We start from the raw sequence: 14862 nt of genomic DNA, 5'->3' as shown, positions 1-14862 counted from the left end.
ACGGACGCAAGAACGATTTGTCGGCCCCCCAGGCTCGGTCTACCGTTCTTGCGGTCCCCCCGACTGCAGGAGCTCTCGCGTTGACGCCTCTCATTCCACACTGGATTCGTCGCAAGGTCATGCTGCCCATCGTGGCGGCCGCGGTGCTCGGCGGAGCCAACCTCCCGCCGCTGTGGTCGGCCGTGACGCAATGGCAGCACGAGCGGCTGATCAACAGTGTGGAATACAAGGAATTGCACGGATTCTGGCAGATCGTCGAACTGCCGAAGGGCCAGCGGGTCAACGCGATCCATGCGGCACTGCTGCCGTCGGGCAAGATCCTGCTCATCGCCGGCTCCGGCAACGACCGCGCGCAGTTCGACGCCGGCACGTTCAAGACGCTGGTGTTCGACCCGGTCAGCGGCGTGACGAAGTTCGTGCCGACCCCGACCGACCTGTTCTGCGCCGGCCACACGTTCCTGCCCGACGGCAAGCTGCTCGTCGCCGGCGGCACACTGCGCTATGAGCTGCTCGATCCCGCCGTCAAGCGGGCCGGGGGCACGATGACGGTGAAGAACGAGTCACCCGACGGCGACCGGTCCTTCCCGAAGGGCACGACCTTCATCGCCACGGACGGTAAGCGGTATATCGCAAACGACGACTTCGTCGTGCCGGCGGCCACCAAGACGGAAATCAAAAACCGCAACGGCGGTCACACGTCGGTCACCGTCACCGCCGGCCAGACGGCCGTCTGGGTCGACGCGGCCGAGGACGGCACCGACTACGTCCGCACCGGCCACGCGCAGTATCACCTCGACGGCCTCACCGGGGCCGACGCGCAGAACATCTACGGCATCGCCAACAAGATCGACCTGGAGAAGCAGGACTACCAGGGGCGCAAGGAGACCTACGAGTTCAACCCGTTCACCGAGCAATACGAGCGGGTGGCCGACATGCACGAGAAGCGTTGGTATCCCACGCTGACCGGCCTTCCGGACGGCTCGGTGCTCGCGGTGTCGGGCCTCGACGGCAGCGGCGAGGTGGTCGACGGCACGCAGAACGAGGTGTACGACCCGAAGACGAAGCAGTGGACGGTGCGCCGGGATCTCGATCGATACTTCCCGACCTATCCGGCGCTGTTCCAGACCGACCGCGCCGGCGTGCTGTTCTACTCCGGCTCGAACGCCGGCTACGGTCCCGCCGACAAGGGCCGCGACCCCGGCTTCTGGAACCTCGCCGACAACAGCTTCGAGGCGGTGCCGGGGCTGCGGGACGCCGACCTGCTGGAGACGAGCATGTCCGCCTGGGCCGGTCCGGTGCAGGACCAGACCGTGATGGTCGTCGGCGGCGGCGGGGTCGGCGAGTCGAGCAAGTCGAGCAGGCGCATCGACCTCATCAAGCTCAACGAGGCTTCACCGCGGTTCCAGCGGGGTCCTGACCTGCCGGAGGGCACGCGCTACCCCAATCTGGTGCAACTGCCCGACGACACGGTGCTCATCACCAACGGCTCCAGCAACTACCGGGGGCGCAACGGCTCGGACAACCACACCGCCCGGATCTACCACCCGGACAGCAACACGCTGACGGTCGCGGCCGACCCGCTCGTCGGACGCAATTACCACAGCGCCGCGGTGCTGTTGCCGGACGGCCGGGTGCTGACGGTCGGCTCCGACCCGTTGTTCCGGGACAAGAAGAACACCATCAGCGGCACGTTCGAGCAGCGGCTGGAGATCTACACCCCGCCGTATCTGTTCCGCGGTTCAGGGCCGGTGATCGGCGAGGGCCCGACGACGGTGCGGTACGGGCAGCCGGCCACCTTCACGACGCTGATGCCGGACAGCGTGCGCAGCGCCCGGCTCATTCGGCCGAGCGCGGCCACACACATGCTCAACACGGACCAGCGCTCGGTGGCGCTCGACATCGAGCCCGGCGCGGGTTCGGTCACCGTCACCGTGCCGAGTTCGCCGGCGCTCATGCCGCCGGGGCCCTACATGCTGTTTTTCCTGGACAAGAACGGCGTGCCGTCGCAGGCGCGCTGGGTCCAGGTTGGGTAGCCGGTCAGGAGCGCTTCGCCAGGTCGAGGGCGTAGTCGGGCCACCACTGGCCGGCCTCGGGCTCGCCGGGGCGGCAGGCACCGTCGGACTCGCCGGGACGCTTGATCCACAGCAGGGCGTCGAGGCGCTGCTGTCCCGTGTCGGCCGTCGGCGCCTGGCCGAGCAGGCGGCCCGGCGGATTGCACCAGCGCGGGCCGCCGTTGACATCGCCGGTGCCGGGCAGCGGACCGGCGCCGTTGCGGCTGGTGTCGATGACGAAGTGGGCCTTGCCGCCGAGGGCGTCGGAGACCCGGTTGCCGTAGGACAGGTTCTCCGAGGTGACGATGAAGTTCGAGACGTTGAGCGCGAATCCGTCGGCCGAGGCCACGTCGGCCTTCTGCAGGGCGGAGGCGAGCCGCTTCATGTCGGTGATCCAGTGGGCGTGGCCCGCGTCGAGGTAGACCGACGCCGAACCGGTGGCCTTCAGGACGCCGACGGCGTCGGCCAGCAGCGCGAGCCGGGCCGGACCGTCAGCGCAGCCCTCCACCGCGTGCGGGACCGCGTCCGGCTCCAGGATTACGACCACCGGGCGGCCCTTGACGCCCGCGGCGAACGATCGGATCCACGCACGGTATTCGTCCGCGGACGCCGCGCCACCGGCGCTGAAGTTGCCGCAGTCACGGTGCGGGATGTTGTAGGCGACGAGGATCGGCAACTGCCCCTTGGCCGCCGCCCGGCCGATGACGGCGTCGACCTTCGCGTCGACCGCACCGGAGCCGCCGCCGATCCACAGCGCGACCGGCCGGTCCGCGATCTTGCGGATCTGGTCGGCGTCGGCCTTGCGCTGCGCCTCCCACTGGGCCACCTGCACTGCGGCGGGCCCGCTCGAGTCGACGAAAAACGCCTTGCCGGCAAGGGGGTTGCGGGAGGCCGGCGGGCCGGCCAGCACGTCGGCCGGCTGGGCGTTCTGCGCGGCCCGGCCCGGCTGGTGACCTGTCGTGGGGCCGTCGGCGGCGGAGTCACCACCGGACCCGCAGGCGGACATCAGGGTGGCCGCGAGTGCGATCCACAGCATTCCGGTCACCGGCCTCGTCACCGCTCTCGTCACTGCGGGAGACTAACCCAGTCCGTCAGCCGCCGAGGGTGGTTATGCTGCCTGCCTGGCTGATGTGATTGCGCCACAGCAAATGAGGGGACCAGTGTCGGAGCCATTCGAGATCCCCGTCTACGGACGCTCCTGGGCCCGGCTCGAGAGCTTCAGCCGGCTCGCCGGGCCACTGAACGCTCCACCGACCACCGGTCGGTATCAGGTCCGTTACCGCAATCAACGCAAGCTGGACGGCAGCCGCAGGCTCTTCGGCTCGATCCTCATCGCGGTGCTGAACATCTGCTTCGAGGTGCTCTTCTGCGTGTGGTTGCTCCAGCCGACCCACTTCGCGCAGACCAACCCTGGCCCGGTCGCCCAGGCGGCCGCCTACGCCAACGTGTTCGTCATCTGCTCGATCGCCGTCGTCGAGCTGCTCCGGCTGATCAACGTGCTGTCGCTCTCGCTGGCGTCGATCACCTCGCGGGACCCGATCCCGGTGACCCCGGACGCCCGGCTGCGCCTGGCGTTCCTGACCACGATCGTGCCGAGCAAGGAGCCGATCGCGGTCGTGCGGGACACCCTGCGGGCGGCGAAGCGCATCCGGCACCGGGGCACGTTCGACATCTGGCTGCTCGACGAGGGTGACGACGACGCGGTCAAGGCGATGTGCGACGAGCTGGGCATCCGGCACTTCACACGGAAGGGGATCGACCGGTACAACCAGGCGAAAGGCCCGTTCCGGGCGAGGACCAAGCACGGCAACTACAACTCGTGGGTCGACGCACACGGAGACAACTACGACGTGCTGCTCTCCGTGGACCCCGACCACGTGCCGCTGGCCAACTTCGCCGAGCGCATCGTCGGCTACTTCCGCGATCCCGACGTCGCATTCGCGGTCGGGCCACAGTGCTACAAGAACGGTGAGGCGTTCGTCACAAGGGCCGCCGAGTCCCAGCAGTTCCCGTTCCACAGCGTCATCCAGCGCGCCGCGAACCGCTACGGCACGTCGATGCTCGTCGGCACCAACAACGCCATCCGCATCTCGGCGCTGAAGAGCATCGGCGGGTTGAGCGACTCGATCACCGAGGACATGGCGACCGGCCTCATGCTGCACACGACCCGCAACCCGGCCACGGGCCGGCGGTGGAAGTCGGTCTACACCCCCGACGTGCTCTCGGCCGGCGAGGGACCGTCGAGCTGGAACGACTACTTCAGCCAGCAGCGGCGCTGGTCGCGGGGCACGTTCGAGATCCTGACGAAGACGTTCTGGCGGCGGTTCTGGCGGCTCTCCCCCGGCGGTATGCTGCACTACACGCTGATCACGACGTTCTACCCGTCGATGGCGATCGGCTGGCTGCTCGGCATCGTCAACGCCGTGCTGTTCCTGGCACTGGGCGTGAGCGGCATGACGATCTCGCCGCAGTTGTGGTTCGCGCTCTACACCGACGCGACCGCGTTCTCCCTGTGGCTCTACATCAACAACCGCCAGTACAACGTGAGCCCCTACGAACCGCCGGACTCACGCGGCATCAAGGGCATGCTCATGTCGGTGATCGCCGCGCCGATCTACGCGGTCCAGTTGCTCAGCACGATCGGCCGCCGTCCGGCGAGGTTCGTCGTCACGCCGAAGGGCGAGAGCAGCAGCCGTGACGGCCTGCGCACCTTCCGCAACCATATCGGCTGGCTCGTGCTGCTGACGGCCGCGATCGTCGTGTCGTTCGTGCGGGAGTACGCGGCCGTGGCCTCCCTGCTGTGGCCCTCGGTCGCGCTGCTCGTGTGCCTGGCGCCGCTGATCCTGTGGCGCCTCGACTCGCGGTTGGTCTACCACCGGCGAAACGATCCGCGTAAGGCCGCGCAGGAACCGCGGGTCAGCCAGGCCGGCACCCCGGATCACGCCGGCGACATCACCATGGAGATCCCACGGGAGCTGTTGGAGGAGCGGCTCCGGGCCCGCCAGGCCGGTCAGCCCCATGAGGATGTGAGCGCGACGCTGATCATCCCCAGGGTCGAGGGCCCGCGCATCCCCCAGCAGCGAACCGACCCCGCAGTCACCGAAGATCCGACCCGCATCACCTGGCGCTCCGACCGCGACGACCGCTGACCGCCGGAGCGCGGCGTCCGCGCGACCTTCGACAGCCCACTCAGAACGCGCGGAGCACGTCGAAGTCCAGGCCGTCCGCGCGGGCCAGGTAGACCGGCTGGTCGACATGGCGGGCGGCGACGGTCAGGCGACCCCGGCCGCCGGTGACCGTCGTGCCGTCGGAGGTCGCGTCGATCCGCGCCGGGTCGAGACCGCCGGCCCGCTCGGCCAGAGCCGCGAGCAGGCGGACGCCGTCGTAGCAGGCCTCGGCGTGGCCGTTGAGGACCGGCGCCTGCCAGCCGTACCGGTGGGTGTACCGCTCGACGAAGTCCAGGCCGGTGTCGGTGGCGACACTGCCGAAGTAGCCCATCGTGGCGTACAGCTCACCGCTGGTGTCACCGCCCGCGCCGAGCAGGCCGTTCTCCTCCAGGGCCGCGCACAGCCGCAGCACCCGCTGGTCGAGCCGGGTCGCGGCGAACGCGCGGTTGAACCGCACCAGGTCGCTGCCCACCAGCGTCAGCAGGACGGCGTCGGCCCGGCTCGCCGCCACCAGGTCGAGCAGCGGCTCCGGGTCGAGATTGCCGAACGGGGCGTACCGCGACGCGACGACCGTGGCGTGCGCGGCCCGCAGGTACGCCGTCGCGGCCCCGTTGAGCCGGCGGGGCCAGACGTAGTCGTTGCCGATCAGCGCCCAGCGGCGGGCCCGGCGGTTGGTGACCAGCCAGTCCAGGGCGGGGCGCAACTGGCGGCCGGGTGTCTCGCCGAGCAGGTACACGCCCGGCGCGGACTCGCCGCCCTCGTACGGCGGGGTGTAGACGTACGGGATCTGGCCGGCGAGCGCCCTGACGACCTCGATTCGCACGTCGCTGGCGTGCGTGCCGACGACGCCGGCGATCGCCCCGGAACGGACCAGGTCGGTCAGGTCGGCGGCGACGGTTCGGGGCTCGCGGCCGGCGTCCACCAGTACCAACTCCACCGGAAGACCCAGCAGGCCACCGGCGGCGTTCAGTTCGGCGACCGCCAGGCCGGCGCAGTTGAGGACGGCCGGGCCCATCATGCCCAGCGTTCCCGACATCGGCACGGCGAGGCCCACGCGCACCACGTGACCCGGCTCGGGGGCGAGCAGCCGGGCCTCGAGCGGGTCCGAGATCATCCTGACCTCTTCCACGCGCCGAGTATCTTCGATCTGCAGTCGGCAGAGAAGAGGGTGATGACGTGGAAGCCGTCGGGCTACGATCGCACCTCGGCTACGTGCTCAGTGAGGCCGAGCGGGCGGTGAACCGTGGATTGTCCACGGCGCTGCATGCGGAAGGTGTGACCGTCGAGCAGTGGCGCATCCTGCGGGCCCTCTCCGACGGGCGCGGCCACTCGATGGGGGACCTGGCGGAGGCGGCCCTGATGCCGCACCCGACGCTCACCAAGGCCGTCGACCGGCTCGTGGACTCCGCGCTGGTCTACCGCCGCCAGGACGCCAACGACCGGCGGAGGGTGGCGGTGTACCTCTCCGACAGCGGCACCCTGCTCGTGGACCGCCTCGACCACGCCGCGACGGCGCACCACCGGGCGGTCGAGGCGGCGTTCGGCCCGCAGCGCGCCGAGGAGCTCATGCGATCGCTGACCCTGCTGATCGAGAGCCTCCGGTGAGGCCGGCCGCCGACGCCTCCCTTCGTCGGTCGCCGGAAGAAGCAACGCACGGGCCACAGTTGTAACGACCTTGGCGCCCCGCCCGCTTCTTCCGGGTGTGGAACCGGTCTTCGTTGATCGCACGGGTCGGCGCCGGCGGCTGTTCACCGGTCTCGGCGCCGGTGTCGGCGTGCTCCTCGCCGTCGGCTGCTCACTGCTGATCGCCGGCTTGCTCGGGTCGTCTCCGGTGCCGCTGCCCGGCCTGCCCGAGAGCGGTCAGGGCGGCCTGTACCGCGGCGAGACCGGGGTGAGCCCCGCGCCCAGTTTGCTCGTGCCCGCACAGCTTCCGACCACCAGAAGACCGGCCCCGAGCGCGACGCCGCACACCGCCACCACGCCGACCACCACCGTGCCGGTTCCGACGGATCTGCCGGGCAACCGCAAGACGTCGCACCCCGGCAACGGCGGCAACCCCAAGCCGAGCCGGACGAAGTAGTCGATGGCCCGCCACACCGCCCACCGCACGCCCCGGGCGCACTGGAGCCTGCTGCTGCTCGGCGGCCTCGTGCTGTTGGCCGAGCTGTGCTTCAACGGTTACGTCGAGCTGTCCGCCGGCGAGTCCGGGACGCCGGCACCGCACGTCGGGTCGGCCCTCACCGACCCCGCCGGCCCGGTGCTGCGGGTGGACCGCGCCGGTGGGGTGACGGCCGCGGCCGTGCCGGCCGGTGCGATCGCGCTGACCTTCGACGACGGTCCGGATCCGCGCTGGACCCCGCGGATCCTCGACGCGCTGCGCGAGCACCAGGCCCGCGCCACGTTCTTCGTGGTCGGCTCACAGGTCAACCGGCACCCCGAACTGGTACGGCGGATCCTCGCCGAGGGGCACGAGCTGGGCGTACACACCTTCACCCATCCCGACCTGGCGTCCGTGCCGGTGTGGCGGCAGCGGCTGGAGCTGACCCTGACCGCGAACGCGATCGCGGCGGCGACCGGCCGGGCCGTGCGACTCGTGCGGCCGCCCTACTCGTCGACACCGTCGGCGCTGGCACCCGACGAGTTCGCCGCCGTCCGCACCGTGGCGGACGCGGGGTACCTCACCGTCCTCACCGACCTGGACACCGAGGACTGGCGCGGCCCCGGCGTGGACGCGATCGTGCGCGCCGCGCGGCCCGAGCCGGGGGCGACGTCGGGCGCGGTGGTCATGCTGCACGACGGCGGCGGTGACCGGTCGCAGACCGTCGAGGCGACCCGGCGGATCCTCGACGAGACCCACGGCTTCCGGTTCGTCACCGTGTCGGAGGGGGTCGGCCTGCCCGCCGCCAGCGTCGCGGGCACCGGCGTCAAGGCGCGCGGGCTCGCGCTGCGCTGGACCCAGACGACGGCCGCCTGGCTGAGCGGTGCCATGTGGTGGCTGATCGTACTCAGCACCGCCCTCGCGTTGCTGCGGCTGGCGGTGCAGGTGGCCGCCGCGCGACGGCACGCCCGGCTGGCCGGGCGGCAGCGGCACCGGCGTGCGTACCCGGGCCGGGTGTCGGTCATCGTGCCCGCCTACAACGAGGCCGCGAACATCGCCGCGACGGTACGCTCGCTGGTCGCCAACGACTACCCGGGGATCGAGGTCGTCGTCGTGGACGACGGCTCCACCGACGGCACCGCCGACATCGTGCGCCGGCTGGGTCTGCCCTCGGTACGTGTGATCCGCCAGCCCAACGCGGGCAAGCCCGCGGCGCTGAACACCGGCATCGCCGCGGCGCGCGGCGACCTGCTCGTCCTCGTCGACGGCGACACCGTCTTCGAGCCCGACGCCGTCGGCCGGCTCGTCCAGCCGTTCGCCGACCCCGACGTCGGCGCGGTCAGCGGCAACACCAAGGTGGCCAACCGCAAGGGCCTGCTCGGCCGGTGGCAGCATCTCGAGTACGTGGTCGGCTTCAACCTCGACCGGCGCATGTTCGACCTCGGCGGCTGCATGCCGACGATCCCCGGTGCCATCGGCGCGTTCCGGCGCGAGGCGCTGTTCGAGGTCGACGGGGTGCCCGCCGACACCCTCGCCGAGGACACCGATCTCACCATGGCCATCCTGCGGGCCGGGTGGCGCGTGGTCTACGCCCCCGACGCGGTCGCGTGGACGGAGGCGCCGGGTTCCCTGCGGCAGTTGTGGCGGCAACGGTACCGCTGGTGCTACGGCACGATGCAGGCCGCCTGGAAGCACCGGCGGGCCGTGCTGGAGCGCGGCGGCGGCGGGCGCCTCGGCCGGCGCGGGCTGGTCTACCTGGTGCTGTTCCAGATGCTGCTGCCGTTGACGGCCCCGCTGGTCGACGTCTACGCCGTCTTCGGACTGGCCTTCCTGCCGTGGGCGCAGGTGGCGGCGGTGTGGTGCGGGTTCACCGCCTTGCAGGTGCTCGCCGCCGCCTACGCGTTGCGGCTGGACCGTGAGCCGATGGGTCCGCTGTGGACGGTACCGTTGCAACAGGTGGTGTACCGCCAACTGCTCTACCTCGTGGTGGTGCAGTCCTCGGTCGCGGCCCTGCTCGGTGGCCGGCAACGCTGGCAGGCCATGGCCCGCACGGGACTGGCGTCGGCCATGGCGCCGACGAGGTGACGAATCCATGAGCGATCCCATGACCGATCCCATGACCGACCTCGGCCCGGAGGACGCGGAGCGGCTGCTCGACCTCCACCGCCTGCCGGACCGCCGGCACGCCGCCGTCGCCGTGCTGCTCGCCGCGGCCACGGCACCGGCGCGACCGCACGAGCTCGCCGGCGAGGCGGCGGCGGTCGCCGGCTACCGGCGCGTGTTCCGGCCGACCGAGCGACGCCGTCGGCGCATGGCCCTCGTCGCGATGGCGATCGCGGTGCTCGTGCCCATCGGCGGCACGGCGTACGCGGCGGGGACCGGCCAGCTTCCGGACCCGATCCAGCGGACCGTTCACGCACTGCTGTCCGGCGTCGGGGTGCCCGCACCGGACGACCAGGAAACCGGAAACCCGTCCCGTTCGCCGTCGCAACAGCCGTCGCCCGGCCGGACCGGGACGACGCCGAGCCCGGGCCCTGCGGGGCCGGTCGAGCTGTGCCGGGCGTGGCTGGCGTTCCAGGCCGATCCGCGCTCCGCCCCCGTCACCGGCACGGACCGGCGGGAACTGGCCCGGGTGGCCGGCGGCGATTCCGGCATCACCGACTATTGCCGGAGGCTGGTCGGCGCACCGTCCGCGACCTCGCGACCCGGCTCCTCGTCGGCGCATCCGTCGAACCCGGCGACGCCGAAACCGGGCAACCCCAGCCCCGGCGTCAAGAAGCAGCCGACCCACAACCCGCCCGGGCAGGCCTGACCGGCGCTCGGGTCGGCGCTCAGGGCAGCACTGCCGTGGCGCCAGGATAACGGCGCGTGACCGGCCGGCGTGTCATCCGGCCGGTCGAATGTTGCGTCCCTCGTTGCCTGACAACGCGGCTGCACCCGGGCCGCTACCGTATGTGCACCAGCCCAGCAACGGGCTGTCGGGAAGGCAAGGATCCGCCGGGCGTCATTTGGTCGCCAATCGGCCCGGCGGGGAGCCAGTGGCGAAACCGGCCCCGAACGACTCAGTTTCCAGGGGAGATCCGGTGGGCCAAGCCACGCGTTTCGCATCGCATTCCTGACCCTCACGAATTTCTCGTAACCGCTCCGCCCTGCGCCGCGTGCTCCGCGGTTCCAGGGGCGCTGCTTCCTGCCCAAGTTCCGGCTTTGGAGTCGACGTGAAGAAGAAGGTCGCCCTCGGTGTGGCCGCGGTGTTCGCGGCGCTCTCGCTCGCGCTGGGAGTCGGGCTCGCCGTGTACCACAGCTCGTCGAGCGGCACACCCGCCGCCGAGAGCCGGCCGCCGAAAGACGGCGAGGTGCCGGCTCCGCCGCCGCCGCGGCAGCTCAAGCCGTCCGAACGCGTCGTCGTCACCAGCAAGTAGCACAGATTCACCACCGAGAATCGGGAGAGCTCGTGTTCCAGTCCAAGAAGCAGAAGATCGCCGCGATCGGCGCGACCGCCGCCGCCGTGCTGGTCGGGGTCGGCGCCGCTGCATACGGTGCCGTGCCGGACAGCGGTACGGGCGTCATCACCGGTTGCCGGAACACCAGCACCGGCGCGCTGCGGGTCATCGACTACCAGAGCGGTCAGCGCTGCACGGGCGGTGAGCAGCGGATCCAGTGGAACAACACCGGCCCCAAGGGCGACACCGGCGCCACGGGTGCCACCGGCGCCAAGGGCGAGAAGGGTGCGACCGGCGCCACCGGCGCCCAAGGTGCCACGGGTGCGACCGGCCCCAAGGGCGAGAAAGGCGACACCGGCGCGACCGGCGCCCAGGGCCCGAAGGGCGAGACCGGCGCCACGGGTGCCACCGGCGCGCAAGGCGAGAAGGGCGACACCGGCGCTGCGGGTGCCACCGGCGCGCAGGGCGAGAAAGGCGAAAAGGGCGACACCGGCGCGACCGGCGCCCAAGGCGCGCAGGGCGAGAAGGGCGAGACCGGCGCTGCGGGTGCCACCGGTGCGCAGGGCGAGAAAGGCGAAAAGGGCGACACCGGCGCGACCGGCGCCCAGGGTGCTCAAGGCGAGAAGGGGGACAAGGGCGACCAGGGCATCCAGGGCATCCCCGGCGTCGACGGCAAGGACGGCGCGCCCGGCCCGCAGGGTGAGAAGGGCGAGAAGGGCGACACCGGCGCGCAGGGCGAGAAAGGCGACACCGGCGCCCAGGGCCTCCCGGGCATGCCCGGCGCCAGCGCCTACGACATCGCGCTCGCCGCGGACCCGACCGTCGGCACCGTCGAGGAGTGGCTGCAGTCGCTCGTCGGCCACGGCACCGACGGCAAGGACGCGTACCAGATGGCGCTCGACAGCGGTCTCTTCACCGGTACGCCCGAGGAGTGGCTCGTCTCCCTCAAGGGCGCGACCGGCGACAAGGGCGAGACCGGCGACAAGGGTGCCGCCGGCGCCACGGGCGCGACGGGTGCGACGGGCGACAAGGGTGCCGACGGCGCGACCTGGCTGACCGGCGCGGGTGCTCCGGCCGCCGGACTCGGGTCGGTCGGCGACATGTACCTCGACACCGCCGACTACACGATCTACCAGAAGACCGCCGCGGCCACCTGGACGAACACCGGCAGCATCAAGGGCGCGACCGGCGCCGCGGGCGCCAAGGGCGACAAGGGTGACACCGGTGCGCAGGGTCCGGCCGGCGCCGGCTACGTGAAGCTGACGTCGAGCAACTCGGTCACGACGAACAACTCGTCGTCGCGGACCATCACGTTCTCCTGCACCTCCGGCACCGTCGTCGGCGGCGGGCTCAACGTGACGGCGGGCGCGATCAACCAGACCGCCTCGCACCGCGACGAGACCGACGAGAGCGGCCGCACCTGGACCTTCACGTTCTCGCGGTCCGGCTTCACCAACGCCACCGTCGTCCCGTTCGTGTACTGCGCCAACTGACGATCCCTCCGCGAAGGGCCCCGGCCGGAGCAGGCCCGGGGCCCTTCCCCCAAGAAAGCGAGAGCAACGTGCGCATTGTGGTGAAGCTGGTGGGGTCGGCGGTCGTCGGCGCCATCGTCGCGGGAGGACTCGGGAGCGTGGCACACGCCGCGGCGCCGGCCGTCACCGCGGTCACCCCGAAGAACGGGGCGACGGGAGTGCCGGTCACCGCGCAACCGACGATCACCTTCAACGAGGCGACCGATCCGGCGTCGCTGCGGTACTCGTTCGTCAAGACCGCCGGCGGTGCCGCGGTCCCGGCGTACTACACCTACGACGCCCCGACGCACACCTTCACCTTCAAGCCGCGCGCCGCGCTCGCGGACTCGACGAGATACACGCTGACCGTCAAGGTCAAGGACGTGTCCGGGGTCCTGAGCAGCCCGTACATCTGGGCGTTCACGACCGGTGTCGCCGACCGGACCGCGCCGAGCGTGCCGGGGACACCGGCGGCGGCGGACGTGACCACCACGTCGGCGACCCTGACCTGGCCGGCGTCGACGGACGACGTGGGCGTCTCCGCCTACCAGATCTTCAGCGGCGCGGGCGGTGCGCCGATCGCCACGCTCACCGGCGCCCCGCCGGCGACCAGCACCACGCTGTCGGGTCTGACGCCGGCGACCGCGCACTCGATCACGGTGAAGGCCGTCGACGCGGCCGGCAACGTCTCCGCGGCGAGCGCGCCGGCCGAGTTCACCACGCTCACCCCTCCGCCGCCGCCGGACACGACCGCGCCGACGGCGCCGGGCGCGCCTGTCGCCGGTACCGTCGCCGCCACCAGCATCGCGTTGAGCTGGGCGGCGTCGACCGACGACACCGGCGTGGTCGCCTATCGGGTCACGGGTGGCCCGCAGGTGGTCACCGTGACCGCGACCGACGTGACGATCGACGGGCTCTCGCCGCAGACGGCCTACACGTTCACGGTCGAGGCGCTCGACGCCGCCGGCAACGTCTCGGCGGCGAGCGCGCCGTTGAGCGTCACGACGCCGGCCCGGCCGCTGGTCAACGCTTCCCACGGCGCCGGCATCCCCGGCTCGACCGGCAAGACGCTGGTCCTCTACGACACCACCGGACCGTACGGGTTCCTCGGTGAGCAGTACGCCATCGTCACCGCGAACCTGGCGTCGCACTTCGGCGACTGGACCGCCCAGCCGGTGGTCGACTACCAGGCCGGCGATCTCGACGCGTACCAGGCCGTGATCTACGTCGGCTCGACCTATGACGAACCGCTGCCGACCGCGTTTCTCGACGACGTGACCGCCACGACCAAGCCGGTCGTGTGGATCTACGACAACATCTGGCAGCTAACCGCCCGCGACCCGAACTTCGGCACGACGCGCGGCTTCACCTGGACGAGCTTCGACGTCTCCCAGGTGGCGAAGGTCAACTACAAGGGCCGGACGTTCACGCGTGACCCGCAGAACGGCGCCGGCATCATGGGCACGACGATCTACGACGCGAGCAAGGTGAGTGTCGTCGCCGACGCGGTGCGGAGCGACTCCAGCACACTGCCGTGGGGCGTGCGGTCCGGCAACTTCTGGTACCTCGGCGAGGTCCCCTACGCCTACATGAGCGCCGACGACCGGTACGTCGCCTTCGCCGACCTGCTCTACGACGTGCTGGCACCGCAGACGGCCGAGCGGCACCGGGCCCTGGTGCGCATCGAGGACGTCGGCCCGGACGCCGACCCGGCGGAGCTGCGGCGGATCACGAACTACCTGTACGGCAAGGGCATTCCGTTCTCGGTGGCCGTCTACTCGCGCTACCGCGACCCGAACGGCGCGATGTCGGGCGGCGTGGCCGAGGACTACACGCTCGCGGACCGGCCGCTGGTGGTGGCCGAGTTGAAGTACATGCAGTCGCACGGCGGCACGCTGCTGATGCACGGGTACACGCACCAGTTCGAGAGCGCGATCAACCCCTACAACGGCGTCAGCGCGGACGACTTCGAGTTCTACATGGCACACGTCAATGAGAACGACAGCGTGATCTATGACGGCCCGGTCCCCGGCGACTCGCCGGCCTGGGCGCAGTCGCGGATCGACTCGGCGCACGCGGCGTTCGCCGCGGTCGGCCTGAACAAGCCGACCATCTTCGAGTTCCCGCACTACGCCGGCTCGGACGCGGACAACCGGGTGGTCGCCGCGAACTTCCAGACCCGCTACGACCGGGGCCTGTACCCGGTGGGCGCGCTGCGCGGCGGCACGCTCGACTACACGCGGATCATCGGCCAGTTCTTCCCGTACACGGTGCGCGACATCTACGGCGTGGTCACGGTGCCGGAGAACGTCGGCAACATCGAGCTGGAGCCGTTCAACAACCACCCGGCGCACCTGCCCGCCGACATCGTCAAGTCGGCGCAGCTCAATCTGGCCGTGCGCGACGGCGTGGCGAGCTTCTTCTTCCACCCGTACGTCGACCTGAGCTACCTCCAGGCCACGGTGGAGGGCGTCCAGTCGGCCGGCTACGTCTTCGTCCCCGCGTCGTCGATGTAGTCCAGCCCTGTCGAGAGCGGCGGGCCGGTCCTCACCCGAGGGCCGGCCCGCCGCCCGTTGCCGACGAGTTGCGGCCGGT

Annotated in this window: 11 protein-coding genes and 1 riboswitch; of the genes, 9 read left to right on the top strand and 2 right to left on the bottom strand. The window is 71.2% G+C overall.

The genetic code is table 11. From position 1 onward, the window contains the following. The first annotated feature begins 80 nt into the window (after window positions 1–80). On the top strand, window positions 81–2033 hold the full coding sequence (locus Drose_RS02060) for a radical copper oxidase GlxA (RefSeq protein ID WP_260726480.1): 1953 nt from the start codon (window positions 81–83) through the stop codon (window positions 2031–2033). Between the two features lie 4 nt (window positions 2034–2037). On the opposite strand, the gene Drose_RS02055 is transcribed toward Drose_RS02060, so the two are convergent. Then, window positions 2038–3120, bottom strand: coding sequence for a glycoside hydrolase family 6 protein (locus tag Drose_RS02055; protein WP_260726479.1), 1083 nt, complete (start codon window positions 3118–3120; stop codon window positions 2038–2040). Between the two features lie 91 nt (window positions 3121–3211). Between Drose_RS02055 and Drose_RS02050 the strand changes: the two genes are divergently transcribed. Continuing rightward, on the top strand, window positions 3212–5200 hold the full coding sequence (locus Drose_RS02050) for a glycosyltransferase family 2 protein (protein WP_260726478.1): 1989 nt from the start codon (window positions 3212–3214) through the stop codon (window positions 5198–5200). 40 nt (window positions 5201–5240) lie between these two features. Here the strand turns inward: Drose_RS02050 and Drose_RS02045 are convergent, their stop codons facing one another. After that, a complete protein-coding gene (locus Drose_RS02045) occupies window positions 5241–6347 on the bottom strand; it encodes a substrate-binding domain-containing protein (protein ID WP_260726477.1) in 1107 nt (368 codons plus the stop codon). A 47-nt stretch (window positions 6348–6394) separates the two neighbouring features. On the opposite strand from Drose_RS02045, the gene Drose_RS02040 reads away from it, so the two are divergent. The 7 genes from Drose_RS02040 to Drose_RS02010 all read left to right on the top strand — a co-directional run bounded on the left by Drose_RS02040 (window position 6395) and on the right by Drose_RS02010 (window position 14783). Further along, window positions 6395–6823 (top strand): MarR family winged helix-turn-helix transcriptional regulator, encoded by a 429-nt coding sequence (locus Drose_RS02040; protein ID WP_260726476.1) that lies wholly within the window; start codon window positions 6395–6397, stop codon window positions 6821–6823. Window positions 6824–6920: 97 nt separating this feature from the next. Then, window positions 6921–7298, top strand: coding sequence for a hypothetical protein (locus Drose_RS02035; protein ID WP_260726474.1), 378 nt, complete (start codon window positions 6921–6923; stop codon window positions 7296–7298). Between the two features lie 3 nt (window positions 7299–7301). Further along, on the top strand, window positions 7302–9401 hold the full coding sequence (locus tag Drose_RS02030) for a bifunctional polysaccharide deacetylase/glycosyltransferase family 2 protein (RefSeq protein ID WP_260726472.1): 2100 nt from the start codon (window positions 7302–7304) through the stop codon (window positions 9399–9401). A gap of 7 nt (window positions 9402–9408) precedes the next feature. Then, entirely contained in the window at window positions 9409–10128 is a 720-nt protein-coding gene (locus Drose_RS02025; RefSeq protein ID WP_260726471.1) for a hypothetical protein, read from the top strand. 161 nt (window positions 10129–10289) lie between these two features. Further along, a riboswitch (cyclic di-GMP riboswitch) is annotated at window positions 10290–10378 on the top strand. Window positions 10379–10531: 153 nt separating this feature from the next. Next, window positions 10532–10735, top strand: coding sequence for a hypothetical protein (locus Drose_RS02020; protein WP_260726470.1), 204 nt, complete (start codon window positions 10532–10534; stop codon window positions 10733–10735). Between the two features lie 32 nt (window positions 10736–10767). After that, entirely contained in the window at window positions 10768–12249 is a 1482-nt protein-coding gene (locus tag Drose_RS02015; protein ID WP_260726469.1) for a collagen-like domain-containing protein, read from the top strand. A gap of 68 nt (window positions 12250–12317) precedes the next feature. Beyond that, complete coding sequence (locus Drose_RS02010) at window positions 12318–14783, top strand: DUF2334 domain-containing protein (RefSeq protein ID WP_260726468.1); 2466 nt, start codon at window positions 12318–12320, stop codon at window positions 14781–14783. Window positions 14784–14862 lie beyond the last annotated feature (79 nt).

The organism is Dactylosporangium roseum, from assembly GCF_025264685.1.
Lineage (GTDB): Bacteria > Actinomycetota > Actinomycetes > Mycobacteriales > Micromonosporaceae > Dactylosporangium > Dactylosporangium roseum.
This window is presented reverse-complemented; position numbering and strand designations above follow the sequence as displayed.

Bases quoted from the DNA above. Each gene is read 5' to 3' on its own strand.
- Drose_RS02030 (WP_260726472.1), top strand. From the start codon at position 7,302: ATGGCCCGCCACACCGCCCACCGCACGCCCCGGGCGCACTGGAGCCTG.
- Drose_RS02025 (WP_260726471.1), top strand. From the start codon at position 9,409: ATGAGCGATCCCATGACCGATCCCATGACCGACCTCGGCCCGGAGGAC.